The organism is Melissospora conviva (assembly GCF_049523535.1).
GTDB lineage: Bacteria > Actinomycetota > Actinomycetes > Mycobacteriales > Micromonosporaceae > Melissospora > Melissospora conviva.
Map to the genome: position 1 here is coordinate 30,756 of NZ_JBLLDT010000010.1, position 25,452 is coordinate 56,207.

The window sequence follows — 25,452 nt, forward strand, 5'->3', positions numbered from 1 at the left end:
CCGGCCCCAACGGGGAGCCGGGAGGGGAAGGGGGCGCCTCGGGGTGCGGGGCAGGGGTGCGGCGGATCCGGCGGGGATCGGGGAGGATGGGCGGATGCCGAGTCTTAGCCGTGCCGAGGCGGTCGCGCGCCGTGCGGCGATCAGCGTCGAGTCGTACCTGGTGGACCTGGACCTCACCGGGGACGGTCCGCACTTCCGCTCCCGTACCGAAATCCACTTCACGGCCGTGCCCGGCGCGGAGACTTTCGTCGAGCTCAAGCCCGCCCGGCTGCTCGCGGTCCGCCTCGACGACCGCGACCTCGACATTGCCGGGCTCGACGAGAACCGGCTGCCGTTGACCGGCCTGGACGGCCGGCACACCCTGCACGTCGAGGCCGAGATGGCGTACTCGCGCACCGGTGAGGGAATCCACCGCTTCGTCGACCCGGCCGACGGCGAGACGTACCTCTACGCGATGTCCTTCCTCGACGAGGCGCAGCGCATCTTCGCCGCCTTCGACCAGCCCGATTTGAAGGCGCCGGTCACGCTGAGCGTCACCGCGCCGCCGGAGTGGACGGTCGCCGCCAACGCGTCCGTCGCCGCCGAGCCCGCACCCGGCCGGTGGGAGTTCGTGCCGACGCCGCCGCTGGCGACGTACCTGGTCACGTTGATCGCCGGGCCGTACCACGTGCGCCGCGACAGCCACGATGGCATTCCGCTGGCGCTCTACTGCCGCCGGTCGCTCGCCGCGCACCTCGACGCCGACGCCGAGGAGATCTTCACCGTCACCAGGCAGTGCTTCGACCGGTTCCACGAGCTCTTCGCCGAGCGGTACCCGTTCGGCAAGTACGACCAGGCGTTCGTGCCGGAGTTCAACGCCGGCGCGATGGAGAACCCGGGGCTGGTGACGTTCCGCGACGACCTCGTCTTCCGTTCCGCGGTGACCGAGAGCCAGCGGGAACTGCGGGCCACCACCATCGCGCACGAGATGGCGCACATGTGGTTCGGCGACCTGGTGACGATGCGCTGGTGGGACGACCTCTGGCTCAACGAGTCCTTCGCCGAGTACCTCGGCACCCGGGTGACCGCCGAGGCCACCCGCTTCGACCAGGCCTGGACCACGTTCGCGCTGCGCCGCAAGGCGTGGGGGTACGCCGCCGACCAGCGTCCCTCCACGCACCCGGTCGCCCCGGCGGAGGTGACCGACGCGGCGCAGGCGCTGACCAACTTCGACGGCATCTCGTACGCCAAGGGGGCCGCCGTGCTGCGTCAGCTGGTCGCCTGGCTCGGCGACGAGGTGTTCCTGGCCGGGCTCAACGCCCACTTCGCCGCGCACCGTTTCGGCAACGCCAGCCTCGCGGACCTGCTGAGCAGCCTGGCGGCGGCGGCCGGCCGGGACCTCGACGACTGGGCGCAGCTCTGGCTGCGGCAGGCCGGTGTGAACACCCTGCGCGTCGAGTCGGTGGTGGACGCGCAGGGTCGCTACGAGGAGGTCGCGATCGTCCAGAGCGCGCCCGCCGCCCATCCGGTGCTCCGCCCGCACCGCGTGCTGCTCGGCCGGTACGGCGTCCAGGGGCGCGCCGGCGGCGTGGAGCTCGATCTGGACCCGGAGCGCGACGGCGGGCGTACTGTCGTCGCCGAACTCACCGGTGAGCCGGCGTCGGTGCTGCTGGCCAACGACGGTGACCTCACCTTCGCCAAGCTGCGGTTGGATCCGCGTTCGGTCCCGGCGGTGCGGGAGCTGCTGCCGTCGACGCCGGATCCACTTGTCCGGGGGCTGCTCTGGGGCGAGATGCTCGACGCCGTCACCGACGCCGAGCGGCCCGTCGAGGACCTGGTGCAGCTGATCGCCGCCGCCCTGCCCGCGGAACGCGAGGTGATCATCGTCGAGGACGTGCTCACGATGAGCCGTCCCCTCGTCGACCGGTACCTGGCGGGTCCGGCGCGGCACGAGGCGCTGGGCATGATCTCCGCCGCCTGCCGGCGGCTGCTGCTGGCAGCCGAGCCCGGCGGCTCGATCCAGCTCGCCGCCGCGCGGGCGCTGATCGGGGCGGCCACCGAGCCGGAGCTACCCGCCGGCTGGCTGAGCGGCGCCGAGGTGCCGGCGGGGCTGGCGGTCGACGCCGACCTGCGGTGGCTGCTGCTGCGCCGGCTGGTGGTGCTCGGCGCGGCCGGCGAGGCGCAGATCGAGGCGGAGGCCCGCGCCGACCGCAGCGCCACCGGAGAGCAGTGGGCGGCCCGCTGCCGGGCCGCGCTGCCCGACCCGGCGGCGAAGGCCGCCGCCTGGGAAATCATCGTGCGGGGCGCCGAGCACTCCAACCGGATCGTGGAGGCCACCGCCGGTGACTTCTGGCAGCCGGAGCAGGCCGAGCTGACCGCCGGCTACGTGCCGCGCTACTTCGTCGAGCAGCCGGCGGCGGCACTGCTGCGGCCGGGCTGGACGGCCGAGCGCATCGCGTCGGACGCCTTCCCCCGCTACGCGGTCGACCCGGTCACCCGGGAGCTCGCCGCGAAGCTGCTGGGCCGCGACGACCTGGTGCCGGGGCTGCGCCGCGCCGTCGTCGACGCCGCGGACGACCTGGCCCGGGCCCTTGCCGCCCGGCAGCGGTACGCCGCGCAGTGAGGCGCCCGCGGCGGGCGATGGCGTGACGTCCGCCGCGTCTGCGGACTACCGCGAGGTGGTCTGCGGCGGCGCGCCTACGATCAGCGCGTGGCGGAAGAGATTCGGCGTATCGGGGTCATGGGCGGCACCTTCGATCCCATTCATCACGGGCACCTCGTGGCGGCCAGCGAGGTGGCCGACCGGTTCGACCTCGATGAGGTCGTCTTCGTGCCGACCGGGCAGCCGTGGCAGAAGGACGACCGGTCGGTCAGCCGGGCCGAGGACCGCTACCTGATGACGGTGATCGCCACCGCCTCGAATCCTCGCTTCCAGGTCAGCCGGGTCGATATCGACCGCGGTGGCCCGACCTACACGGTCGACACGCTGCGCGACCTGCGGGCGCACTACGGCCCGCGGAGCCAGCTCTTCTTCATCACCGGCGCGGACGCCCTGGAGAAGATCCTCTCCTGGAAGGATCTCGACCAGGTCTTCGAGTTCGCCCGGTTCATCGGGGTGACCCGCCCCGGTTTCGAGCTCACCGACGCGCACCTGCCCGCCGACACGGTGAGCCTGGTCCAGGTGCCGGCGATGGCCATCTCCTCCACCGACTGCCGCGACCGGGTGGCCCGGGGCGAGCCCGTCTGGTACCTGGTGCCCGACGGTGTGGTGCAGTACATCGCCAAGCGCGGCCTCTACCGCGACTGATATGTCGCCCTTTGCGAGCTTTCGCCGCAGATCGCGATGGTCTCCTGCTCACCGGATGTGAGACCCTAGGGAGATAGCACGTCTGATCGAAGGAGAACGGTGACAGTTTCCGAACGCGCACTTGAACTGGCAACCACGGCCGCCCAGGCCGCTGCCGACAAGAAGGCGCAGGACATCGCCATCATCGATGTCGGGGACCGGCTCGCGATCACCGACGCCTTCGTCCTCGCCTCCGCGCCCAACGAGCGCCAGGTGATGGCCATCGTCGACGCCGTCGAGGAGCGCCTGCTGGAGCTCCCCGACAAGGCCAAGCCGGTCCGGCGCGAGGGCGAGCGGGGCGGCCGGTGGGTGCTGCTGGACTACGTCGACATCGTGGTGCACGTGCAGCACACCGAGGAGCGCGAGCACTACTCGCTCGACCGCCTCTGGAAGGACTGCCCGGTCATCCCGTTCGTCGACCGCGACCTGGTCGAGGCCGAGCCCGCCGCGGCCGAATGACCAAGCTGCTCATCTGGCGGCACGGCAACACCGACTGGAATGCCGCCCGGCGGGTGCAGGGACAGAGTGACGTGGCGCTCAACGACCTCGGCCGCCGGCAGGCGGCCGAGGCGGCGCCGCTGCTCGCCGCGCTGCGACCCGGCCGGATCTGGTCCAGTGACCTCAGCCGGGCCCGCGACACCGCCGCCGCCCTCGCCGCCGTCACCGGCCTGCCGGTCCGCACCGACGCCCGGCTGCGGGAGCGGCACTTCGGCGACTGGCAGGGGCTCCACCTCACCGAGATCGCCGAGCGGCACCCCGAGGCGCACGCGCGCTGGCGCACCGGTGACCCGGATCCCGGCTGCGGCGTGGAGAGCCTCGATGTGCTCGGCAAGCGCATCGGCAGCGCCCTTCAGGAGATCGCCGAAGCAGCCGCCGGCGAGACGATCGTGGTCGCCACCCACGGGGGCGCGGCCCGTCAGGCCTGCGGTTACCTGCTCGGCTGGGACCCGTCGGTGCTCAGCACCATCGGCCCGATGCACAACTGCCACTGGGCGGAGCTGCATCACGAGGCCGACCGCGGTTGGCGGTTGCAGGCGTACAACGCCGGCCGGCTCGTCTCCGGTGCTCCCGCCGAGGCGGTCTGACCAGGGGCGGTATTCACCGCCTGCCGTGGGCATAACGGCCCGGCATCGGTTAACCTGCCGGACATGTCCGTAGCGGTCGTCACCGACTCCACCGCGTACCTCCCCGCCGAGCTCGTTGACGCGTACGGGCTGACGGTCGTGCCGTTGACCGTCGTGCTCAACGGCGCCGAAGGGCTCGAGGGTGTGGAGTTCTTCCCCGCCGACGCCGCTCGGGCGCTGCGGGAGAAGCGGGCACGCGTGAGCACCTCCCGCCCCGCGCCGGAGGTCTTCGCCCGCACCTACCGGCGGCTGCTCGCCGACGGTGCGCAGGCCGTCGTCTCGGTCCACCTCTCCGCAGACCTCTCCGGCACGTACGACGCCGCCGTGCTCGCCGCCGCCGAGGTGGGCGACGAGCGGGTGACGGTGGTCGACACCCGGCTCATCGGCATGGGGGTCGGCTTCCCGGCGATGGCCGCGGCGGCCCTCGCCGCCGACGGGGCAGACCACGAGCAGGTCCGGCAGGCCGCGCTCGACGCCGCCGCCCGCACCGAGGTCTACTTCTATGTGGACACCCTGGAGTTCCTGCGCCGGGGTGGGCGGATCAATGCCGCGACCGCGCTGGTGGGCACGGCGTTGTCGGTGAAGCCGATCCTGCAGCTGGCCGACGGTGTCATCGTCCAGCGCGACAAGGTCCGGACCGCGAGCCGGGGAGTGGCGCGCCTGGCGGACCTGGCGGTGACCGCGGCCGGCGCCGGCCCCGTCGACATCGCCGTGCACCACCTTGACGCGCCGGAGCGCGCGGAGCTGCTGCGTACGGAGCTTGAGACCCGGTTGGGGGAAGGGCTCCAGGCCCTCTACGTCACCGAGGTTGGTGCGGTGGCCGCCGCGCACGCCGGTCCCGGACTGGCCAGCGTCGTGATCCACCGGCACGCCTGAATCACCGGGAGCCCGGTGCGCCGCGTTGGCGCATAGCAGATCAGCACGTCCTGCCGATGCTTCTCCACAGCCGCCGGGGTTCTCCACAGATCGCCGGACGACGGCCCGCCGCCGGCCCGGTCCGCGCCTAACGTCGCGGCGTGCCAGACGACCACGAAGCGGTACGCCGGCGCCTGTCGCGCCTCTTCACCGACCCGGCCCCGGGCCACTCCCAGACCACGCCCGCCGACCATCCCGGCGGAGGGCGGCCTCATGCGGCCACCCGCCCGGCTAAGGCCGGATTTCCTCCCTCGGCCGCCGTCCTCTCCGGGAGCGGGCTGCCGTTCGCGCCCCGGGAGCCGTCCCCCGCGAGCCGGGAACTTGCGGGTTCTGCGTGGCCCTCCACTGCGGACGACCCCATCGTGGCGGCATGGCCAGGTCGCGACCGCGATGCGCCGGCACCGGAACGCGAGATCGCCGTGGAGCCGCCGCCGTCCGGTCGATCCGGGCTCGGCGACGCATACCTGGCGGCGAGCCGGGCCGGCGAACAAGGCCCGGGCCGGCAACCAGCAGCGGACCCGGACCGGGCTCTCGTCGCGGCGGATCCACCGCTGGACGAGTCGCCGGGCCTGCTCGGGCCTGGCCCCTTCGACCCCGGCCGACGCGGCGTCAAGGCTCTGGCGGTGGTGGCCGCCGCCGTCGTGGTCATCGCCGCCGGCTGGGCCTGGTGGGCCCGCCCCCGGGCCGAGCCGCTGGATCCGCCGGCCATCGCCGCCACCGAGGGCGCCTCCGCTGCGCCCGGCTCGACCGGCGCCGGGCAGGAGGCCGAGGTGGTAGTCGCGGTGACCGGAAAGGTCCGCCGCCCCGGCCTGGTGCGCCTCCCCGCGGGTTCGCGCGTGGCCGACGCGGTACAGGCCGCCGGCGGCAGCCTGCCGGGTGCGGACCTGACCATGTTGAACCTCGCCCGCAAGGTCACCGACGGCGAGCTGATCGCCGTCGGGATCGGGGCCGCCGCCGAAGGCGGCGGCACGGACCCGGCGGCGGCGACCGGCGGCAAGGTCAACATCAATTCGGCCGACCTGACCCAGTTGCAGTCGCTGCCCGGCATCGGCCCTGTCCTCGCCCAGGCCATCCTGGACCACCGTACGAAGCACGGCCCGTTCGGCTCGGTGGCGGACCTGCGACAGGTCAGCGGGATCGGCGACACCCGGTACGAGCAGCTCAAGGACCTGGTGACGGTGTGAGGGCAGCGCGAGCGCCCGCGGGGCCGGATCAGGTCGCGCCGGCCTCGGTCCTCACCTCCGATCCGCCGGATCTGCGGCTCGCCGGCATCGCAGTGGCCACCTGGCTCTCGGCGCTGGCGACGCTCCACCTCACCGTGACCCGCGCCGCCGTACTGGCAGTGGTCGCCGCGCTGCTGGCAGCGGCGCTCGCGGGCCACCTGCTGCGTGCCCCGCGTACGCCGTCACCCCGCCCGCCTGGCGCGTCGTCCCGCCCGGCCAACATGGCGCTCCGGCAGATCGCGCCCGCTCGGTACGGCTGGGTCGGGGTGGCGGTGCTGCTCGGGGTGGTCTGCGGGGCGACCGCCACCGGCGCCCGGCTGGTGGTGCGCGACGCCGAGGTCCTGCGCGAGCTCGCCGCAGAGCGGGCCAGGGTCAGCGTTGAGCTCGTGGTGCGCGACGATCCCCGCGCGCTGCGCGGACCGGCGAACCGGCCGGCGATGTTCCTGCTGCGGGCCGAGCTGGTGCGGCTGGACCGTCCGGACGGCAGCCACCTGCGTGCCCCCGCCCGGCTGCTGGTGCTGGCGAGCGACCCGCACTGGCAGGGTCTGCTGCCGGGCCAGCGGCTGACCGCCACCGGCCGCCTTCAGGAGCCGCAGGGGGGTGACCTCACCGCGGCGGTGCTCTCCACCAACGCTGCCCCGCTCACCCACGGCGAACCTTCCTGGGCCCAACGGGCCGCGGGATCGCTGCGCGCCGGACTGCAACGCGCCTGCGCGCCGCTCCCGCCCGCACAGGGGGGACTGCTGCCGGGGCTGGTGGTGGGGGACACCAGCCGGCTCACCGAGGAGGTCGAGCAGGATTTCCGCGACACCGGTATGACACACCTCAACGCCGTCTCCGGTTCCAACGTCGCGCTTGTCGTGGGGCTGGTCCTGCTGCTGGCCCGCTGGGCGCGCGCCGGACCCTGGGTCGCGGCGGCGCTCTGCGCGGTCGCGCTGGTCGGCTTCGTGATCCTGGTCCGCCCCTCGCCCAGCGTGGTCCGGGCCGCCACGATGGGGGCGATCGGACTTGCCGCGCTCGCCCTGGGGCGCCCCCGGGCCGCGCTGCCGGCGCTCGCCGCCGGGATCACCGTCCTGGTGGTGCTCGATCCGGCCCTGGCAGCCGATGCCGGGTTCGCGCTCTCGGTGCTCGCCACCTCCGGTCTGCTGCTGCTGGCGCCGGGCTGGCGCGACGCCCTGCGCCGGCGCGGGGTGCCCGCAGGGCTCGCCGAGGCGCTGGTCATCCCGGCCGCCGCGCAGGTGGCGTGCGGCCCGGTGGTCGCCGCCATCTCGGCCAACGTCAGCCTCGTCGCGGTGCCGGCCAACCTGCTCGCCGTACCCGCCATCGCCCCCGCGACGGTGCTCGGCGTGATCGCGGCGGCGCTGTCGGCCGTCTGGCCGCCCGGTGCCGAGTTCGTCGCCTGGCTGGCGAGCTGGCCCGCCTGGTGGCTGGTGACGGTGGCCCGGTACGGCGCGGGGATTCCCGCCGGGACACTGCCCTGGCCCGGCGGCGTCCTCGGTGGCCTGCTGCTGGCGGCGGTGACCGTGATCCTGCTGATCGGATTCCGGCATCGCACATTCCGCCGATCGACGCTGGTCGTGGTTCTCGCCGTGGCGGCCGGGGCGATACCGGTGCGGCTGCTCGCCCCCGGATGGCCGGCGTCCGGCTGGGTGGTGACCGCCTGCGCCGTCGGGCAGGGCGACGCGATCGTGCTGGCGGTGGCGCCGGGACGGGCGGTGGTGGTCGACGCCGGACCGGAGGCCGCCGCGGTTGACGGCTGCCTGCGCCGGCTCGGCGTACGCGAGGTGCCGCTGCTGGTGGTGAGCCACTTCCACGCCGACCACGTGGCCGGCGTCGACGGGGTGTTCCGCAACCGGCGGGTCGGAACCGTGCTCACTCCGCAGTGGCACGAGCCTGCGGCGGGCCGGGCCCAGGTAACGGAGGCGGCATCCCGCGCCCGGGTGCCGGTCGCACCGGTCACACCGGGCTGGTCCTGGCGGGACGGCTCGCTGACGTTGGAACTCCTGAACGCCGCGGCCCCACTGCGCGGCACCCGTTCGGACCCCAACAACAACTCGCTGGTGCTCGCCGCCACCGTCGGTGCGGTACGCGTGCTGCTCACCGGGGACGCCGAGAGCGAACAGCAGCGGGAACTACTCGAACGGCTACCCGCCGACAGGCTCCGCGCCGACGTGCTGAAGGTGGCCCACCACGGGTCGGCGTACCAGGATCTCGGTTTTCTCGACGCGGTCGGGCCGTCGGTGGCGCTGGTGTCGGCCGGGGTGGACAACAGCTACGGGCATCCGAGTCCGGTGATCGTGGACCGGCTGCGCGGGCTCGGGGTGCGGGTGCTGCGCACCGACCTCGACGGGGATGCCACGGTGGTCCAGCGTCCGGACGGGCTCGCGGTGGTGACCCGGGGCGCCGGCCGGGCCCGTCACGGGAGCCGCAGGCGTGGTGGTTGAGGACCCGGGCCTGAAACAGCCAGGCTGCCGAAGGCTCAGGCTGCCGGGACCGTCAGCAGGTAGTCGTCGGCGTCGGAGCTCCACTCGAGGTCGACCACCCCGCTGGTCGCGGCGGCCTTGCAGAACTGCAGAAAGCTGCGGTAGCCGAGCTTCTTCTCGCTGAAGTCCGGCCGGGAGCGGCGCAGCTGGTTCTTCAGACCCGACAGCGCCGCGGCGCCGCCGTCGGCGGAGAGATCCTGGACCACCGAGCGCAGCAGACCGAAGGCCACCTCCCGGTCGCCGTGCTCCGGCAGGGAGACGTCCGGGTCGCCCTTGGCCGGCCCTTCGGTCAGCTCCACCACATTGCGGTCGGCGAGGTGGCGCAGCAGCTCGCCGAATGCCCGGAAGCCGTAGTCGGACTCGCTGAACGTCGGGTCCTTGCGCAGCAGCGTGCGCTTCAGCGTCGAGGCGGTCACCGCGCCGCTGGAGCTGTTCTCCAACCCGGCCACGGTCTGCGCGACCAGCACGGCGAGGCTGTCGGCGTCGCGCGCCGGCTCCTCGGCGGTGGGCTCCTCCACGACAGGCGGTGGCTCGGGAGCCTGCTTCACCGGCTCCGGGCTGGGCACCTGCGCCCGGCGTCGGGTGCCGTTGCGAGGGGCGACCGACGGGGCCTCGACCCCCTCCAGCCGGTCGTAGTAGAGAAACTCGTCGCAGGCCGGCGGCAGCAGCTTCGAGGTCGACTTCTCCACGCCGACGCCGATCACCCGCTTGTTCAGCTCGCGCAGCTTCTGGACCAGGGGAGTGAAATCGCTGTCGCCGGTGCAGATGACGAAGGTCGACACGTAGCTGCGCTCGAACGCCAGCTCCACCGCGTCCACCGCCATCTTGATGTCGGCGGCGTTCTTGCGGGAGGTGCCCATCCGCTGCGGCATCTCGATCAGCTCGACGTGGGAGCGGGTGAGCATCCGGCGGTCCTCGTCGAAGTACGACCAGTCCGCGTACGCCCGGCGCACCACCACCCGGCCCCGCTCGGCAAGGGCGTCGGCGATCGGCCGGAGATCAAAAACCATGCCGCCGAGATGCTCCCGCGCGCCCAGCGCGAGGTTCTCGTAGTCGAGGAAAAGGGCGATCCGGTCTTCTTGATCCACGAGAGCCACCCTACGCCCGGCGTGGGCCCGCCGCCCGTCACACCCGCGGACCATTCGGTGCCACTGCTCTGAGGTCGCCGGCTGCGCTCGGCGCACCACCGACCGGCGACGTCGCTGAACGACCGGGCGTCAGCGGCCCGGGTGTCAGCGGCCCGGGTGTCAGCGGCCCGGGTGTCAGCGGGGCCGGGCGTACGCCAGCACAAGAGCGCTCGACTGCCCGCTCCACGTGCCGACGAGCGCGTCGCCGGTCGGGGCCGGCCGCAGCGCGGGACGGCGGAGCACGGTCAGCTCGAACGATCGGGCGTCGATGCGGGTCAGACCCTCGTCGGCGTCGACCTGAAGCGCGGCCTCAAGCTCGGCTTCAAGCCCGGCTCCGGTATCAGGGGCGTCAGGGGCGTCCTCGGAGGTGCCCGCCACCCTGGTCACTGTCATGTTCCGCTCGCGGGCGATGAGCCGGCCGTCGACCTCGAAGTACTCGTCGGCCTGGACGGCGTCTCCGGCGAGGGCACCGGCAAGCGCGGCCTGGTAGACCGGATCACCGCAGCCGTCGTAGATCCAGCGCCGGCCCAGCACGGAGTGCTCGCACGTGCCGACGAGCCAGGCATCGCCACCGTCCAGCGGTGCGGCCCGGTAGGTCAACGGCACCTGGTGCAGCGGCCCGGCGCCGACGCGTACCAGGATCGTCTCGATGCCGACGTCGCCGGCCGGGTCGTCGAACCGGTACGCGGCGACCCGCTCGACCCCGGCCCCTGTCCCGCCCGCGTACCAGGGCTGCGCGGGCAGCCATCCGGCGAGGAGTTCGAGTTTGGTGGGGCGCAGCTCGGCGCGGTGCAGCAGTGCCATGCGCGCCAGGATAGAACGGCCGAGGTCACCGCTGCTGCCCGTGGCTTTTGTCCGATAAGAACCAATTACGGTAAATATCGTTATTCGCGCTCCCTGTGCTCAAGGTCCGCTCAGCGCAGCGGTGACCAGGTACGACGTGCAGGGCGATCGTGCCAAGATGGCGACGTGACCGCTGCGAGCCTGCCCCCGCCGATCCTGCTCGTCCTCGGCGACGAGGAACTGCTCGCCACCCGCGCGGTCACCGACGCGACCGATGCCGCCGTCGCCGTCGACCCGGGTGCCGACGTACGCAGCTACGAGGCCGGGGCCCTCACCGTCGGTGAGATAGCCGAGATGCTCAGCCCTTCCCTCTTCGGCGGGCGCCGGGTGCTGGTGCTGCGGGCCGCCCAGGACGCCCGCAAGGACCTGGTCACGGCGCTCGTGGCGTACGCGAAGAACCCGGACCCGGACGTGCACCTGATCGTGGTGCACGCCGGCGGCGCGAAGGGCAAGGCCTTCGCCGACGGGCTCAAGGCCGCCGGGGCGCAGGTGGTGCCCGCGGTGAAGCTCAAGGGCCACCGCGACCGCGTCGCCTTCGTCCGCGACGAGATCCGCCGCGCCGGTGGCCGCTGCACCGACGACGCCGCCGAGGCGCTGCTGGCGGCGGTCGGCAACGACCTGCGCGAACTCGCCTCCGCCTGCTCCCAGCTGATCGCCGACACCGACGGGCGCATCGGCGCCGACACCGTCGCCCGCTACTACAAGGGCCGCGCCGAGGTCAGCGGCTTCACCGTCGCCGACGCCGCCGTGGTGGGGGACCTGCCCGCCGCGCTGGAGGCGCTGCGCTGGGCGCTGCACATCGGGGTGGACCCGGTGCCGATCGCCGACGCGCTCGCCGACGGCATCCGTACCGTCGCCCGGGTCAGCTCCGCCGGACGGGGGAGCGCCTACCAGCTCGCCGGCAGCCTCGGCATGCCGGCCTGGAAGATCGAGCGCGCACAGCGGCAGAGCCGGGGCTGGACGCCGGACGGGCTGGTGACGGCGATGCGCGCCGCCGCCGACTGCAACGCCGCCGTCAAGGGCGGCGCGGACGACCGGGCGTACGCGCTTGAACGGGCAGTCTTCGCGGTGGCCGCCGCCCGGCGGGAAGGGGGCCGGTGACGGGCGCCCCGGTCGGCCACGGGCAGCTGCGGGGCCGGCCGCACGTCGCCTGGCGCACCCTGGCGCCGGAACACCAGCGGCAGCGGCCGCTCTATGCCCGCCTGCTGGGACTGCGCTTCGTCAACCCGGGCGCGGCGCTCTGCTTCGTCTTCTTCGAGGGGTCGGTGCTGCTGGCCGCGCTGCTCGCCCTCGCCGAACTGGTCACCTGGTGGTCGATGATCATTCTGCCGGTCACGGTCGCCGTCATGGTCAAGATGAACGACCTGGTGGCCGGGGAGGTGATCCGTTCGGCGGCCTGGGTGCCCGACCAGGAGCAGGATCGCTTCCGCCGGCGTCTGCCGCCGGGGCTTGAACGCTCCGTCGGGCGCGCCCGGGTGCCGGCCGCGCTCCCCGCCGCCCCGCGTCGCCCGGAGTCGAATCCCGCCCGGGCGCTGCCCACGGCGCGACCGGGAGATCGCCGGCACTGGCCGTTGGCGGCAAATGTGGAGTCGGCCGAGCAGCGGGCCCGGCAGTCCGCCCGCCGCCGCTACGAGTAGGCGACGCAGCCAGGAGCAGACAGCGCCGACCGCCACGTCCCGGATGCCGCCCACCGGGGACGGGGTCCGCGCAGCCGTGGATCAGACAGTCCGGATCCGGCGTGCCGTGCCGGGCCAGAGCGAAAACCCCGGACCGTACGGTCCGGGGTTTCGAAGGTGATGCTGAGCCGTCAGGCAGCGAGCGACTGGGCGCGCTTGGCGATGGCCGACTTGCGGTTCGCCGCCTGGTTGCTGTGGATCACGCCCTTGCTGACTGCCTTGTCCAGCTGCCGCGAAGCAGCGCGCATCAGCTCGGTGGCCTGAGCGGCGTCACCGGCCTCGGCGGCTTCGTGGAACTTCCGGACGGCAGTCTTCAGCGAGGACTTGACCGACTTGTTACGCAGCCGGCGCTTCTCGTTCTGCCGGTTGCGCTTGATCTGGGACTTGATGTTCGCCACGCGACAGCCTCGTCTTGGTAGCTCGGGTGTGGTCTGCTTTATGCGCAGGCGACGATCACACATCACCGGTGCGCGAAGAGCCAGGTTACCAGGTCAGCGGGGACGAGCCAAAACGGCGGGGTCCTCGCTGCGGCCCTGGCGCTCGGAGAACCACCCTAGCGCCGTCTCCGCGCTCCAGCGCTGGTGCCCCCGCAGATGTGGCGAAGCCGCCACCGGCGGGTCGGCCGAGCGCAGCAGCCAGAGGCCCGACACCGCGGCGAGCGCCACGTCCAGGGCGTCGCCGGGCGCCCCCGCCGCCGCCGGATGAGCGGCGAAGAGGTCGTCGGCGGGCTGCCCGCCGGCGTACGCGGTGATCAGCAGGCTGACCAGGTCGAGCCAGGCCGGGCCGTGGGAGAGCCAGTTCCAGTCGCAGATGAACGCCCGGCCGGCCTCGTCGATCAGCACGTTGTCGACCCGCAGGTCGCAGTGGGCAAGTCCGTCGCCGCCGCTGTAGCCGGCCAGCTTCGACTCGTACGCGGCAAGGGCCGGCAGCAGCGCGCCGACGGCCGGCGGCAACCCCGGCGGCAGGCGCACCCGCCCCGAGGCGAACTCCCGCCAGCCGTGGAAATCGTCGGGGCCAAGCCGGGGCAGGCCGAGCGCGACCAGTTCGGCCGGGGGTTCGCGCAGCGCCGCGGCGACCTGCGCGTAGGCGTCGAGGGCGGCGCTCAGGTCGGCGGGGTCCCAGGGCAGCGCCGGCATCCGCCCCTCGACGGCGGCCAGCCCCAGGATCACGTGGTCGGCGGCGGTCACCGCCCAGCGCAGCCGGGGAACTGGCAGCCCGGCCGGCAGCCGGGCCAGGATCCCCGCCTCGTTGGCGTAGTCCCGGGCGATTTCCGGGGCGGTGCTCAGCGACGCGGCCTTGACGAAGGCCGCCGCACCGTCGGCGGTGCGCACCGTCGCCGCGAAGCCGCCGGTGAAGCCGCCGCCGGCCACGTCGACCCCGGTCACCGGCGCGCCGAGCAGGGCGACGACCGCATCGCGTACGGCCGCGGGCAGCTGCTCCCAGCCGGGACGGCGCGCGGTCCGGTCGTACGGGATGGGGAAGCGGGACCCGGGCGGCATGTGCCCATGGTGCCGGATCCAGCCGGGGCGGCTCGCGTCTCGCCCGCCGGGAGCGGGGCGCCTGCTTGTTCACCGCCGGCGCAAGTGCCGGTGGCGTGCCGGTTCGGTCGCGGAGCTTGTCGGCGGGGTCTGACAGACTCGACGGCCATGCGGACCGACGAATTCTGGGCACTCATCGAAGCGGCGCGAGCCACGCCCGGCGACAGTGAAGAGATCACCGAGCGGGTGATCTCCGCGCTGGCCGACCGGCCCGCCGAGGAGATCCTGGCCTTCGACCGGCACCTGCACCGGGTCCTGGTCGCCTCCTACTGCGAGGACCTCTGGGGTGCGGCGTACCTGATCAACGGGGGCGCCTCGGACGACGACTTCGCGCACTTCCGGGGCTGGCTGATGGCCCAGGGGCGGGCGGTCTTCGCCCGCGCCGTGGCCGAGCCGGACTCGCTGGCCGAGCTGCCGGCGGTCCAGCGGGCCGCGGTCACCGGTGCGGAGTTCGGCGCTCCGGCGATGGCACGGTTCGCCGCCGAGGCGTACCGGCGGGCCACCGGGGAGGACCCGCCCGTCGAGGAGGGCCGGGCGGCGTACCCGGACCTCAACGACTTCTGGGACTTCGACGACGAGGAGGAGGCCCGGCGGCGGTTGCCGCGGCTGGCCGCGCTCTTCCTGGAGCCGCCGCAGGAGTGATCCGAGGCCGCTTCCGGCGACGTGGGAGCATAGAGGGGGACCGGCGCGAGCCGGCCCGCCCACGACCTCGCTCCGCCGACCAGAACGGACCGCTGTGCCACCGACGCTCGATCCCGGCGCGTACGCCCCCGGTGCCACCGACCCCGGCAGCATCCGGAACTTCTGCATCATCGCCCACATCGACCACGGCAAGTCGACCCTGGCCGACAGGATGTTGCAGCTCACCGAGGTGGTCGACCCGCGGCAGATGCGGGCGCAGTACCTGGACCGGATGGACATCGAGCGCGAGCGCGGCATCACCATCAAGAGCCAGGCCGTCCGGATGCCCTGGACCGTCCGCGAGGGCGAGCGGCAGGGCGAGCGCGCGGTGCTCAACATGATCGACACCCCGGGCCACGTCGACTTCACCTACGAGGTGTCGCGGTCGCTGGCGGCCTGTGAGGGCGCTGTCCTGCTCGTCGACGCCGCCCAGGGCATCGAGGCGCAGACGCTGGCCAACCTCTATCTGGCGCTCGAGAACGACCTGCACGTCATCCCGGTGCTCAACAAGATCGACCTGCCGGCGGCGCAGCCGGAGAAGTTCGCCGAGGAGCTGGCCCGGCTGATCGGCTGTGAGCCCGAGGACTGCATCCGGGTCTCCGGCAAGACCGGTGAGGGGGTGGCGTACCTGCTCGACGAGATCGTGCGGCAGTTCAAGCCGCCGGTCGGCGACACCGACGTCACCGCCCCGGCCCGCGCGATGATCTTCGACTCGGTCTACGACGTCTACCGGGGTGTCGTCACCTACGTCCGGGTCATCGACGGGCGGATCAGCGCCCGCGACCGGATCAAGATGATGTCCACCGGCGCCGTGCACGAGTTGCTGGAGATCGGCGTCATCTCGCCGGAGATGCTCAAGGCCGAGGCGCTCGGCGTCGGCGAGGTCGGCTACCTCATCACCGGCGTGAAGGACGTGCGGCAGTCCCGCGTCGGTGACACGGTCACCATCAACTCCCGCCCGGCCACCGAGTCGCTCGGCGGCTACAAGGACCCGCGGCCGATGGTCTACTCCGGCCTCTATCCGATCGACGGCTCGGACTACCCGAACCTGCGCGAGGCGCTGGACAAGCTCAAGCTCAACGACGCCGCCCTGGACTACGAGCCGGAGACCTCCGGCGCGCTCGGCTTCGGCTTCCGCTGCGGCTTCCTCGGCCTGCTGCACCTGGAGATCATCCGGGAGCGGCTGGAGCGCGAGTACGGCCTCGACCTGATCTCCACCGCCCCCAACGTCGTCTACCGGGCGCTGCTGGAGGACGGCAAGGAGATCGTCGTCACCAACCCGAGCGAGTACCCGAACGCCAAGATCGCCGAGGTGTACGAGCCGGTGGTGCGCGCCACCGTGCTGACCCCGACCGACTACGTCGGCGCGGTGATGGAGCTCTGCCAGGGCCGCCGCGGTGTCCTGCTCGGCATGGACTATCTCTCCTCCGACCGGGTGGAGCTGCGCTACACCCTGCCGCTGGCGGAGATCATCTTTGACTTCTTCGACCAGTTGAAGAGCCGTACCAAGGGTTACGCCTCGCTGGACTACGAGCCCTCCGGTGAGCAGGCCTCCGACCTGGTCAAGGTCGACATCCTGCTGCACGGCGAGCCGGTGGACGCGTTCAGCGCCATCGTGCACAAGGACAAGGCGTACAACTACGGCGTCAGCATCGCCGCCAAGCTGCGCAACCTCATCCCGCGCCAGCAGTTCGAGGTGCCGATCCAGGCGGCGATCGGCAACCGGGTCATCGCCCGCGAGACCATCCGCGCGATCCGCAAGGACGTGCTCGCCAAGTGCTACGGCGGCGACATCAGCCGTAAGCGCAAGCTGCTGGAGAAGCAGAAGGAGGGCAAGAAGCGGATGAAGATGGTCGGCCGGGTGGAGGTACCCCAGGAGGCCTTCATCGCCGCGCTCTCCTCCGACGGCGGCGACGGCAAGGCCGCTGGCGCCAAGAAGTAGGCGCTTCTGCCGCAAGTACGTTGTCCCTGGTCAATGACCGCCCCACCTCAGGTGGGGCGGTCATTTTCGTCGCTGGAGGCAAAGACCCGGTTTGAATTTTTCCCCACCAGGGCATCTATCGGTCGCGAACGAAAAACCGCACAACGCATACAAAACTTGCTCTCAGGAGGACGATCGTGACTGTTTGGGGAATCATCACCGCGCTCATCGTCGGTCTGATCGTCGGCGCGCTGGGCCGTCTGATCGTGCCGGGCCGGCAGAACATGCCGATGTGGCTGCACATGCTCATCGGTGTCGGCGCCGCGCTGCTCGGTACCGTGATCGCCCGTGCCGCCGGCATCGCCACGCAGACCGCCGGTATCGACTGGGCTGAGCTGCTCGTCCAGGTCGTCGTCGCCGCGATCGCGGTGGCCGTCGTCGCCGGTGTCGGCAACCGTCGCGGTGTCACCCACCGGTAATTGACACCCTGCTCCGCAACCAGGGCACTCCGGCACCCGCCGGAGTGCCCTGGTTCTTTTCTGTGCCGACCGGGTCCTCGTGCGGACGGCCGGTCTGCACCGGCCCGGCCCCAGTACGGACGGACGGCCGGTCTGTGCGACCCGGTCCGCCTGCGGACAGCCGTTCTGGACAGACCGGGTCCCGGGCGGGACGGCCGGGACGGCATCGCCGTAGGCTCATACGCCATGACGGGCAGACTCCTGGCGGTGAATGTCGGCGTTGTCACCGAGGCTTCCTGGGCGGGCGACGCCAGCGGCCGCAGCGGCATCGACAAGCGGCCGGCCGACACGGCGGTGGCGATCCTCGCCACCGGCGTCGCCGGCGATTTCATCGCCGAGCGGGCCCATCACGGCGGTCCCGATCAGGCCGTCTACGCCTACGCCGAGGCCGACGCCGCGTGGTGGGCCGACGAGCTGGACCGGCCGCTGCCGCCGGGGGCCTTCGGCGAGAACCTCACCACCGCCGGCGTCGACGTCACCGGCGCCGTCATCGGCGAGCAGTGGGCGATCGGCACGGCACTGCTACAGGTCACCAAGCCGCGTACGCCCTGCCGCACCTTCGCCGGGTTCTGGGGCGTACCCGATCTGATCAAGCGCTTCACCGCGCGGGCCGCGCCCGGGGCGTACCTGCGGGTGCTCACCCCCGGCGAGGTACGGGCCGGCGACGAGATCCGCGTGGTCCAGCGGCCCGCCCACGGAGTGACGATCGGCGAGACGTTCCGCGCGCTGAGCACCGAGCCCGAACTGCTGCCCCGGCTGCTCGCCGCGGCCGAGCTGCCCGAGCCGATCCGGCAGAAGGTGGCCCGCCGGGTGGCCGGCACCGGCTCCTGAACCGGCACCGGCTCCTGAGGTTCTGGCTCTGCCGGCCTCCTCCTCGTCGCGCCCACCCCGCCGGCTGCCGACCGGCGGCTTGATCGGCGCGGAGGCAGCCGCTGCTCAGGCGTCGGCGGAGACCTCGGCGACGACGGACCCCGGCGTGACCTCGCCCTCGGCGGACTTCCACCTGCCGTCGGCCGCCGTCCACTCCAGGTCGTCGAAGCGCACCCGCTGCACGCCGTGGTCGTTGGCGTGCGACACCAGCCAGTGGGCGTAGCGCCAGCCCTGCCGCTCGTCCTGCGCGGTCAGTGTCAGCCCGGCGGTGGCCGGGCTCGCCGCGTCCCGCGACACCCCCCAGTCCAGCTTCAGACCGCGCAGCAGCGCCTCGGTGGCGGCGTCGCCGCGCAGCGCCGGTTCCCGGCTGACCGTGCAGGCGACCGCGCCGGTGAACTGCCCCAGCAGCGCCCGGGTCAGCACCGTCGAATCCTCGGACCACTTCTCGTACGCCTCGGGGAACGCCGACCGCTGCACCGTCTGCGCCGCGTCGGTGACCCGCATCTTCTCCCACCCGCGCACCTGCTCGAGCGCGGCGTAGAACTGGGTGGCGGCGTACCGGGTGTCCTGGATCTGCTCCGGTGTGCCCCAGCCCTGGCTGGGCCGCTGCTGGAACAGCCCCACCGAGTCCCGGTCGCCGCCGGCGAGGTTGCGCAGCTGTGATTCCTGGAAGGCGGTGGCGAGAGCGACGATGACGGCGCGTTCGGGCAGGCCCCGCTGGACGCCGATCGCGGCGATCGTGGCGGCGTTGGCCATCTGCTCCGGGCTGAGCTCGACCTGGCCGTCGGCCTCGGTCACGCAGCTGCGGCTCACCCGCGGCAGGGTGAACCCGTCGCCGATCTGCTTGATCACCAGCACGATGCCGACCCCGGCCAGCACGGTGAAGGCGGCCAGAGCCGCCAGGACTGCCCGTCCGCGCACGCGATTCCTCCTCGTCACGACCAGCCGGGGGCAAGCGTACGTTCCACGATCACCACCCGGGCCGGGCTGCGGAATTTCTCCTGCTCCGTACCGTTCTGTGCCCGGTCGACCGGGTCACTGCGCCGCCGGCACCCACCGAGCGGGTCGCTTTTCGCGGAACGCCATCACGCCCTCCAGCCCTTCCTCCGAGAGGAAGTACCCGGTGGAGAGCCCGGACAAGGCGGCCAGCTCCGTACGCAGGTCGGCCGGCGCCGGGCGGGCCAGCAGCTCCTTGGCGCCGGCCAGCGCCCGCGGCGCGCCCTGCACCAGCGCGGCGCAGTACGCGGCGACCTTGGCGTCCAGCTCCTCGGCGGGCACGGCGGCGGTCACCAGACCGATCTCGGCGGCCCGGGTGCCGTCGAATTTCTCCCCGGTCAGGTAGAGCTCGGCGGCGGCGCGGGGCGTGAGCAGCGGCAGCACGGTCGCCGAGATCACCGCCGGGATCACGCCGATGCGCACCTCGGTGAAGGCGAATGTCGCCTCGCGGGCGCAGACCGCCAGGTCGGCCGCGGCGATGAGTCCCAGTCCGCCGGCGCGGGCCGGCCCGGCCACCCGCGCCACCACCGGCTTGGGGCACTCCCGGACCGCGGCGAGCACGTCACCGAGCATTCCGGCCGGCAGGGTGCCCGTGGCGTACGCCTGCGCCGACTCCTTCAGGTCCGCCCCGGAGCAGAAGACCGGCCCGGTGTGGGTCAGGACCACGACGCGTACCGCGTCGTCGGCGACCGCGGCGGCGAGCCCCTCGATCAGCTCTGTCATCAGCCGGGTGGAGAGCGCGTTGCGGTTGTGCGGGCTGTCCAGGGTGAGGGTGGTCACGCCGGAGGCGGTGCCGGACCGCACGAGTGCGTCGGGAGAGGTCATGCCGGGCAGACTAGTGGCATGCCGGGAGCCGTACCAGAAGGTGAATCCGTCCCCCTCGACGGAGCTCTGCCCCCAGAAGCCACCGCACGGGTGGGTTCAGCCGGGTTCGGGGTCTATGTCCATGTGCCCTTCTGCGCCAGCCGCTGCGGCTACTGCGACTTCAACACCTACACCGCCGCGGAGCTCGGCGGCGGCGTCACCCGTGAGTCGTACGCCGACAGCGTCCTGGCCGAGATGGCGCTCGCCGGCCGGGTCCTCGCCGGCAACCCGCCGCCGCGGGTCGACACCGTCTTCGTCGGCGGCGGCACCCCGACGCTGCTGCCCACCGACGACCTGGCGCGCATCCTCGACGGCATCGACCGGCTCTGGGGGCTCGCCGACGACGTGGAGGTCACCACCGAGGCCAACCCCGAATCGGTCACCCCTGCCTCGCTCAAGGCGCTGCGGGCGGCCGGCTACACCCGCATCTCGCTCGGCATGCAGTCCGCCGCGGCGGGGGTGCTCGCCGTCCTCGACCGCCGGCACAGCGCCGGCCGGGCGGTGGCCGCCGCCGGGGAGGCACGCGACGCCGGGTTCGACCACGTCAACCTGGACCTGATCTACGGCACGCCGGGCGAGACCGCGGAGGACTTCGCCGCCTCCCTGGAGCAGGTCGTCGCCGCCGGCGTCGACCACGTCAGCGCGTACGCCCTGATCGTCGAGGAGGGGACGCGGCTGGCGGCCCGGATGCGCCGGGGTGAGCTGCCGTACCCGAGTGACGACGTCGCCGCCGACCGCTACCTGGCGGCCGAGGCGGCGCTGAGCGCGGCGGGTTTCTCCTGGTACGAGGTGTCGAACTGGGCCCGTACGCCGGCTGCCCGGTGCCGGCACAACCTGCTCTACTGGGCCGGCGGCGACTGGTGGGGGTTCGGCCCGGGCGCGCACAGCCATGTCGGCGGCGTGCGCTGGTGGAACGTCAAGCACCCGTCGGCGTACGCGCAGCGCCTGGCACAGGGGCATTCGCCGGGGCAGGGGCGGGAACTGCTCACCGCCGCCGAGACCCACATGGAGGACGTGATGCTGCGGCTGCGGCTCGCCGAAGGGCTGCCGCTCGCGGTGCTGGACCCGGCCGGCGTAACCGGCGCCCGGCGGGCGCTGGAGCAGGGCCTGCTGGATGAGGCGGGCTACCGGGCGGGGCAGGCCGTGCTGACGCTGCGCGGCCGGCTCCTCGCCGACGCGGTGGTGCGCGACCTGCTGCCCTGACCGGGTGCGGCCCGCCGGCGGCACCGCCGCGGGGCGGGGCGCTGCCGACGGGACGGGTGGGTCACTTCACGAACGCGTAGCTCATCGGGTACTGGTAGAGCACTCCCTCGGTGGCCTTCACGCCGCCGATGATGCCGAAGATGATCGGGATCAGAATGCTGATCATCGGGAGGAAGAAGAGCACTCCGCAGGTGATCACGGCGATCACCGCGGCGACGATCGTGACGATCGTCCAGGTGATCTGGAAGTTGAGCGCGGCGACGGCGTGCGCCCGGACCACCGGCGACTGCGGCCCCTTGGAGACCATGGCGATCAGCGGGGCGAGCCAGCCGAGCCCGCCGCTGCCGAGCAGGGCCCCGCCGGCCCCGCCGAAGTGCGCGATCAGCGCCCAGGTCTTGTCGTCGTTGCTCGGGTATCCGGGCGGCGGCGGGGCGGTGGGATAGCCGGGCTGGCCGCCGTAGGGCGGGTAACCCCCACCGGCCGGCGGAGGATAACCGCCGGGCTGGCCGTACCCGCCGGGCTGGCCGTATCCGCCGGGCTGCTCGTAGCCGCCGGGCTGGCCGTACGCGCCGGGCTGCTGGCCGTACTCGCCCGGCTGCTGGTCGTAGGCGCCGGGTTGCCCGCCGCCGGAGGTCGGCGAGCCGTAGGGAGGGTTCTGCCCCTGCGGCGGGGGAGAGGTGGGATCGGGCCGGTCCGATCCGTGTTGCGGCGGGAAATCGGTCATAGCCTCAACGGTAGGGCCGAGGCGCAACCGGCGAGACGGCGACACTGCGATCCGACAGCTCGGTCACCGCCGGCGCTGAGCAGGCGCGCCGGCGCCCCGGGCGCCACCTCGGGTTGATCATCGCGCTCCGGCCCCGCGCGACGTACACTGGCACTCGCTACAGTCGAGTGCCAGCAGGGCGTGAGGTCGGCCGATCCGGTCGCCGCCCGGCCTGGCAGCGGTTCGCGTGCTCGCCGCGGCAGTGGCCGCGCACCGGGCCCGCTGCCGGGGCAGCACCTTCGACTGTCGTCACCGCAAAGGGGGAGGGATGAGTCTCGACGAACGCAAACTCGACGTGCTGCGGGCGATCGTCGAGGACTACGTCGCCACCCAGGAGCCGGTCGGCAGCAGGGCCCTGGTCGAGCGGCACCAGCTCGGCGTCTCGCCGGCCACGGTGCGCAACGACATGGCGGTGCTGGAGGAAGAGGGCTTCATCCGGCAGCCGCACACCAGCGCCGGCCGGGTCCCCACCGACCGCGGCTACCGCCTCTTCGTTGACCGGCTCTCCCGGATCAAGCCCCTCTCGCCCGCCGAACGGCGGGCGATCGAGCGCTTCATGGCCGGCGCCGTCGACCTCGACGACGTCGTGCACCGCACCGTCCGACTGCTCGCGCAGCTGACCCGCCAGGTCGCGGTGGTGCAGTACCCCAGCCTGGCCCGTTCCGCCGTACGCCACCTGGAGCTGGTGCCGATCTCCACCACCCGGCTGATGCTGGTGATGATCACCGACACCGGCCGGGTCGAGCAGCGGCTGGTGGAGATGCCCGGCCCGACCCCGGGTGAGGACGTCACCGAGCTGCGGCGGCTGGTCAACGAGAAGCTCTGCGGCAAGAAGCTCTCCGACACCCCGCCGCTGGTGCAGACGCTGGTCGAGGAGGCGTCACCGCTGCTGCGCGGGGCGATGACCTGCCTGGCCACCGTGCTGCTGGAGACGCTGGTCGAGCGACACGAGGAACGAATCGCGCTGGCCGGCACCGCTAACCTGACCCGGGGTGGTCTCCTTGACTTCCAGGGTTCGCTTCGGCCGGTCCTCGAGGCGCTCGAGGAGGAGGTCGTGCTCCTCAAGCTGATCGGCGAGACCGAACCGAGCGCGACCCGGGTACGCATCGGCGACGAGAACGAGATCGACAACCTGCGGGCGACGTCGGTGGTGAGCGCCGGGTACGGCCCCGGCAGCACCATCGTCGGCGGGCTGGGGGTGCTCGGCCCGACCCGGATGGATTACCCCGGGACGATCGCCACCGTGCGGGCCGTGGCACGCTACGTCGGCGAGCTGCTCGCACAGAACTGACCAGGGGCAACCGGCCCGAGGACCGGCGAACGTCAAGCGACACAGACGATGGGGACACCGAACGCAGTGGCCAGGGACTACTACGGAATTCTCGGCGTCAGCCGGGGAGCCTCCGACGACGAGATCAAGCGCGCCTACCGCAAGCTGGCCCGCCAGTACCACCCGGACGTGAATCCGGATCCGGAGGCCCAGGAGAAGTTCAAGGAGATCAACGCCGCGTACGAGGTCCTCTCCGACGACCAGAAGCGGCAGATCGTCGACCTCGGGGGTGACCCACTCGCCCCCGGCGGTGGCGGCGCCCCCGGCGGCGCCGGCCCGTTCGTCGGATTCCAGGACATCATGGACGCCTTCTTCGGCGGCGCCGGTGGCGGCGCCGGGCGAGGCCCGCGCCCGCGTACCCGGCCCGGCTCCGACGCGATCATCCGGCTTGAGCTGGACCTCAACGAGACCGCCTTCGGGGTGGAGGCGCCGATCACGGTCGACACCGCCGTGCTCTGCACCACCTGCAGCGGCGCCGGCACGGCCGCCGGTACCCACCCGGCGACCTGTGACGCCTGCGGCGGGCGCGGTGAGGTCCAGTCGGTGCAGCGCACCTTCCTCGGCCAGGTGATGACCGCCCGCCCCTGCACCGTCTGCTCCGGCCACGGCAGCACCATCCCGAACCCCTGCGGGACCTGCGCCGGTGACGGCCGGGTCCGCACCCGGCGTTCGCTGACGGTCAAGATCCCGGCCGGTGTCGAGGACGGCATGCGCATCCGCCTGGCCCAGCAGGGCGAGGTCGGCCCCGGTGGCGGCACCCCCGGCGACCTCTACGTGGAGATCCACGAGCGGCCGCACGACGTCTACTCGCGCAAGGGCGACGACCTGCACTGCCGGGTCACCGTCCCGATGACCGCCGCCGCGCTCGGCACCCGGCTGACCATCAAGACGCTCGACAGCGAAGAGGCCGTCGAGGTCAAGGCGGGTACCCAGCCCGGCTCCACGTTGCGGCTGCGGGCCCGCGGCGTGCCGCACCTGCGCGGCACCGGCCGCGGTGACCTCTACGTGCACCTGGATGTGCGGACCCCCACCAAACTCGACGGCGCGCAGGAGCAGATTCTGCGCGACTTCGCCAAGAGCCGGGGCGAGGAGGTCGCCGAGTTGAGCAAGCAGGGCGGTTTCTTCTCGCGGATGCGCGACGCCTTCAACGGCCACGGCTGAGATTCCCGCCCGGTCCGGTCCGCCCGGCCGGGGCGGTTAGCCTGTGATCGTGTCCGTACCCCTGTTCCTGGTCGAATCCCTGCCGACGGCCGACAACCTGACCCTCGCCGGGCCGGAGGGGCATCACGCCGCGAACGTGCAACGGCTGCGCGTCGGTGAGCGGCTGGTGCTCGCCGACGGCCGGGGCGGCACGGCGACCGCCGAGGTCACCGCCGTCGGCCGGGGCAGCCTCGAGCTGGCCGTCATCGCCCGCGGGTACGTCGACGCCGCGGTGCCGCGGCTGGTGGTGGTGCAGGGCATCGCCAAGGGCGACCGGGGCGAGCTGGCGGTGCAGGCGATGACCGAGGTCGGAGTGGACGAGATCGTCCCCTGGCGGGCGGTGCGCTCGGTGGTCCTCTGGCGCGGCGACCGGGGTGTGCGCGCCCGCGAGAAGTGGGTGCACACCGCCCGGGAGGCGGCCAAGCAGGCCCGTCGCGCCTGGCTGCCGGTGGTGGCCGGTTCGCCCGACGAGTCGACCAGGGCGGTGACCCAGCGGCTGGCCGGCGCGGACGCCGCCTTCGTCCTGCACGAGGAGGCGACCGAGCGGCTGACCACGGTCGACCTGCCCGAGGCCGGCGAGATCGTCTGCGTGATCGGGCCGGAGGGCGGAATCGCCCCCGACGAGCTCGACGCCTTCGTCGCCGCCGGCGCCCGGCCGGTGCGCCTGGGCTCCACGGTGCTGCGTACCTCGACCGCCGGCCCGGCGGCGCTGGCGGTGCTCTCCGCCCGCCTCGGCCGCTGGTGATCCGGGCCTGCTGATTCCGGGCGGGCATCCGGGAGCGGGCCGCCCGCCGGTGCCGGCGCCGCGCCGGTGGGCCGATCAAGGGTGTGGCCGCCGGGCGGGGCGCTTAG

24 protein-coding genes are annotated in these 25,452 nt (G+C 73.0%); 17 read left to right on the forward strand and 7 right to left on the reverse strand.

Translation table 11 applies throughout. From position 1 onward, the window contains the following. The first annotated feature begins 94 nt into the window (after positions 1-94). From pepN to ACK8GG_RS19530, 7 genes are all read left to right on the forward strand, one after another. The gene (pepN, locus tag ACK8GG_RS19500; RefSeq protein WP_440356939.1) at positions 95-2,602 is read left to right on the forward strand and encodes an aminopeptidase N; all 2,508 of its coding nucleotides are present in this window, start codon (positions 95-97) and stop codon (positions 2,600-2,602) included. 87 nt (positions 2,603-2,689) lie between these two features. Beyond that, positions 2,690-3,286: a nicotinate-nucleotide adenylyltransferase gene (nadD, locus tag ACK8GG_RS19505; RefSeq protein WP_440350710.1), complete on the forward strand. Its 597-nt coding sequence runs from the start codon at positions 2,690-2,692 to the stop codon at positions 3,284-3,286. 99 nt (positions 3,287-3,385) lie between these two features. Continuing rightward, the gene (gene rsfS / locus ACK8GG_RS19510; protein ID WP_440350709.1) at positions 3,386-3,784 is read left to right on the forward strand and encodes a ribosome silencing factor; all 399 of its coding nucleotides are present in this window, start codon (positions 3,386-3,388) and stop codon (positions 3,782-3,784) included. Further along, positions 3,781-4,410 carry a histidine phosphatase family protein gene (locus tag ACK8GG_RS19515; RefSeq protein ID WP_440354976.1) on the forward strand — a complete coding sequence of 210 codons (630 nt, stop codon included), beginning with the start codon at positions 3,781-3,783 and terminating at the stop codon, positions 4,408-4,410. The genes rsfS and ACK8GG_RS19515 overlap by 4 nt, the downstream gene beginning before the upstream one ends. A gap of 63 nt (positions 4,411-4,473) precedes the next feature. Continuing rightward, the gene (locus ACK8GG_RS19520) at positions 4,474-5,325 is read left to right on the forward strand and encodes a DegV family protein (RefSeq protein WP_440354975.1); all 852 of its coding nucleotides are present in this window, start codon (positions 4,474-4,476) and stop codon (positions 5,323-5,325) included. A 398-nt stretch (positions 5,326-5,723) separates the two neighbouring features. Next, positions 5,724-6,548 (forward strand): ComEA family DNA-binding protein, encoded by an 825-nt coding sequence (locus tag ACK8GG_RS19525; protein WP_440355019.1) that lies wholly within the window; start codon positions 5,724-5,726, stop codon positions 6,546-6,548. After that, positions 6,545-9,031, forward strand: a complete 2,487-nt coding sequence (locus ACK8GG_RS19530; RefSeq protein WP_440356940.1) for a ComEC/Rec2 family competence protein — start codon at positions 6,545-6,547, stop codon at positions 9,029-9,031. The genes ACK8GG_RS19525 and ACK8GG_RS19530 overlap by 4 nt, the downstream gene beginning before the upstream one ends. Positions 9,032-9,066: 35 nt before the next feature. Here ACK8GG_RS19530 and ACK8GG_RS19535 read toward each other — a convergent pair whose 3' ends face one another. Together ACK8GG_RS19535 and ACK8GG_RS19540 are read right to left on the reverse strand one after the other, a co-directional pair. Further along, positions 9,067-10,158, reverse strand: coding sequence for an NYN domain-containing protein (locus ACK8GG_RS19535; RefSeq protein ID WP_440356941.1), 1,092 nt, complete (start codon positions 10,156-10,158; stop codon positions 9,067-9,069). 174 nt (positions 10,159-10,332) lie between these two features. Then, positions 10,333-11,001, reverse strand: a complete 669-nt coding sequence (locus tag ACK8GG_RS19540) for a CG0192-related protein (protein ID WP_440354972.1) — start codon at positions 10,999-11,001, stop codon at positions 10,333-10,335. Between the two features lie 165 nt (positions 11,002-11,166). Here ACK8GG_RS19540 and holA point away from each other — a divergent pair, with 165 nt between their 5' ends. Beyond that, entirely contained in the window at positions 11,167-12,141 is a 975-nt protein-coding gene (holA, locus tag ACK8GG_RS19545; protein ID WP_440354971.1) for a DNA polymerase III subunit delta, read from the forward strand. Continuing rightward, the gene (locus tag ACK8GG_RS19550; RefSeq protein ID WP_440354970.1) at positions 12,138-12,677 is read left to right on the forward strand and encodes a hypothetical protein; all 540 of its coding nucleotides are present in this window, start codon (positions 12,138-12,140) and stop codon (positions 12,675-12,677) included. Before holA ends, ACK8GG_RS19550 begins: the two co-directional genes overlap by 4 nt. Positions 12,678-12,847: 170 nt before the next feature. On the opposite strand, the gene rpsT is transcribed toward ACK8GG_RS19550, so the two are convergent. Then, positions 12,848-13,114 carry a 30S ribosomal protein S20 gene (rpsT, locus tag ACK8GG_RS19555; RefSeq protein WP_440350702.1) on the reverse strand — a complete coding sequence of 89 codons (267 nt, stop codon included), beginning with the start codon at positions 13,112-13,114 and terminating at the stop codon, positions 12,848-12,850. Positions 13,115-13,207: 93 nt separating this feature from the next. Further along, positions 13,208-14,215 carry an aminoglycoside phosphotransferase family protein gene (locus ACK8GG_RS19560; RefSeq protein ID WP_440356942.1) on the reverse strand — a complete coding sequence of 336 codons (1,008 nt, stop codon included), beginning with the start codon at positions 14,213-14,215 and terminating at the stop codon, positions 13,208-13,210. Positions 14,216-14,362: 147 nt separating this feature from the next. On the opposite strand from ACK8GG_RS19560, the gene ACK8GG_RS19565 reads away from it, so the two are divergent. From ACK8GG_RS19565 to ACK8GG_RS19580, 4 genes are all read left to right on the forward strand, one after another. Then, positions 14,363-14,896 carry a DUF4240 domain-containing protein gene (locus ACK8GG_RS19565; RefSeq protein WP_440354968.1) on the forward strand — a complete coding sequence of 178 codons (534 nt, stop codon included), beginning with the start codon at positions 14,363-14,365 and terminating at the stop codon, positions 14,894-14,896. Between the two features lie 94 nt (positions 14,897-14,990). Beyond that, entirely contained in the window at positions 14,991-16,877 is a 1,887-nt protein-coding gene (gene lepA, locus ACK8GG_RS19570) for a translation elongation factor 4 (RefSeq protein ID WP_440350699.1), read from the forward strand. Positions 16,878-17,053: 176 nt separating this feature from the next. Next, on the forward strand, positions 17,054-17,335 hold the full coding sequence (locus tag ACK8GG_RS19575) for a GlsB/YeaQ/YmgE family stress response membrane protein (RefSeq protein WP_440350698.1): 282 nt from the start codon (positions 17,054-17,056) through the stop codon (positions 17,333-17,335). Between the two features lie 225 nt (positions 17,336-17,560). Next, entirely contained in the window at positions 17,561-18,205 is a 645-nt protein-coding gene (locus ACK8GG_RS19580; RefSeq protein WP_440350697.1) for an MOSC domain-containing protein, read from the forward strand. Positions 18,206-18,310: 105 nt separating this feature from the next. Here ACK8GG_RS19580 and ACK8GG_RS19585 read toward each other — a convergent pair whose 3' ends face one another. Then, positions 18,311-19,165 carry a hypothetical protein gene (locus ACK8GG_RS19585; RefSeq protein WP_440356943.1) on the reverse strand — a complete coding sequence of 285 codons (855 nt, stop codon included), beginning with the start codon at positions 19,163-19,165 and terminating at the stop codon, positions 18,311-18,313. Between the two features lie 114 nt (positions 19,166-19,279). Then, on the reverse strand, positions 19,280-20,065 hold the full coding sequence (locus tag ACK8GG_RS19590) for an enoyl-CoA hydratase-related protein (protein ID WP_440356944.1): 786 nt from the start codon (positions 20,063-20,065) through the stop codon (positions 19,280-19,282). An 18-nt stretch (positions 20,066-20,083) separates the two neighbouring features. On the opposite strand from ACK8GG_RS19590, the gene hemW reads away from it, so the two are divergent. Further along, complete coding sequence (hemW, locus tag ACK8GG_RS19595; protein ID WP_440356945.1) at positions 20,084-21,307, forward strand: radical SAM family heme chaperone HemW; 1,224 nt, start codon at positions 20,084-20,086, stop codon at positions 21,305-21,307. 61 nt (positions 21,308-21,368) lie between these two features. Here hemW and ACK8GG_RS19600 read toward each other — a convergent pair whose 3' ends face one another. Then, positions 21,369-22,031 (reverse strand): DUF4870 domain-containing protein, encoded by a 663-nt coding sequence (locus tag ACK8GG_RS19600; RefSeq protein ID WP_440354966.1) that lies wholly within the window; start codon positions 22,029-22,031, stop codon positions 21,369-21,371. A 307-nt stretch (positions 22,032-22,338) separates the two neighbouring features. On the opposite strand from ACK8GG_RS19600, the gene hrcA reads away from it, so the two are divergent. The 3 genes from hrcA to ACK8GG_RS19615 all read left to right on the forward strand — a co-directional run bounded on the left by hrcA (position 22,339) and on the right by ACK8GG_RS19615 (position 25,345). Continuing rightward, the gene (hrcA, locus tag ACK8GG_RS19605) at positions 22,339-23,361 is read left to right on the forward strand and encodes a heat-inducible transcriptional repressor HrcA (RefSeq protein WP_440350692.1); all 1,023 of its coding nucleotides are present in this window, start codon (positions 22,339-22,341) and stop codon (positions 23,359-23,361) included. Positions 23,362-23,427: 66 nt separating this feature from the next. Further along, positions 23,428-24,561, forward strand: coding sequence for a molecular chaperone DnaJ (dnaJ, locus tag ACK8GG_RS19610; RefSeq protein ID WP_440350691.1), 1,134 nt, complete (start codon positions 23,428-23,430; stop codon positions 24,559-24,561). A gap of 49 nt (positions 24,562-24,610) precedes the next feature. Beyond that, positions 24,611-25,345: a 16S rRNA (uracil(1498)-N(3))-methyltransferase gene (locus ACK8GG_RS19615; protein ID WP_440354965.1), complete on the forward strand. Its 735-nt coding sequence runs from the start codon at positions 24,611-24,613 to the stop codon at positions 25,343-25,345. The last annotated feature ends 107 nt before the right edge of the window (positions 25,346-25,452 follow it).

Excerpts from the sequence above, each read along its gene's own strand:
- ACK8GG_RS19520 (WP_440354975.1), top strand. The coding sequence starts at position 4,474 with ATGTCCGTAGCGGTCGTCACCGACTCCACCGCGTACCTCCCCGCCGAG.
- ACK8GG_RS19580 (WP_440350697.1), top strand. The coding sequence starts at position 17,561 with ATGACGGGCAGACTCCTGGCGGTGAATGTCGGCGTTGTCACCGAGGCT.
- ACK8GG_RS19600 (WP_440354966.1), bottom strand. The coding sequence starts at position 22,031 with ATGACCGATTTCCCGCCGCAACACGGATCGGACCGGCCCGATCCCACC.
- hemW (WP_440356945.1), top strand. The coding sequence starts at position 20,084 with ATGCCGGGAGCCGTACCAGAAGGTGAATCCGTCCCCCTCGACGGAGCT.
- ACK8GG_RS19515 (WP_440354976.1), top strand. The coding sequence starts at position 3,781 with ATGACCAAGCTGCTCATCTGGCGGCACGGCAACACCGACTGGAATGCC.
- pepN (WP_440356939.1), top strand. The coding sequence starts at position 95 with ATGCCGAGTCTTAGCCGTGCCGAGGCGGTCGCGCGCCGTGCGGCGATC.
- ACK8GG_RS19565 (WP_440354968.1), top strand. The coding sequence starts at position 14,363 with ATGCGGACCGACGAATTCTGGGCACTCATCGAAGCGGCGCGAGCCACG.
- ACK8GG_RS19540 (WP_440354972.1), bottom strand. The coding sequence starts at position 11,001 with ATGGCACTGCTGCACCGCGCCGAGCTGCGCCCCACCAAACTCGAACTC.
- hrcA (WP_440350692.1), top strand. The coding sequence starts at position 22,339 with ATGAGTCTCGACGAACGCAAACTCGACGTGCTGCGGGCGATCGTCGAG.
- ACK8GG_RS19560 (WP_440356942.1), bottom strand. The coding sequence starts at position 14,215 with ATGCCGCCCGGGTCCCGCTTCCCCATCCCGTACGACCGGACCGCGCGC.
- ACK8GG_RS19590 (WP_440356944.1), bottom strand. The coding sequence starts at position 20,065 with ATGACCTCTCCCGACGCACTCGTGCGGTCCGGCACCGCCTCCGGCGTG.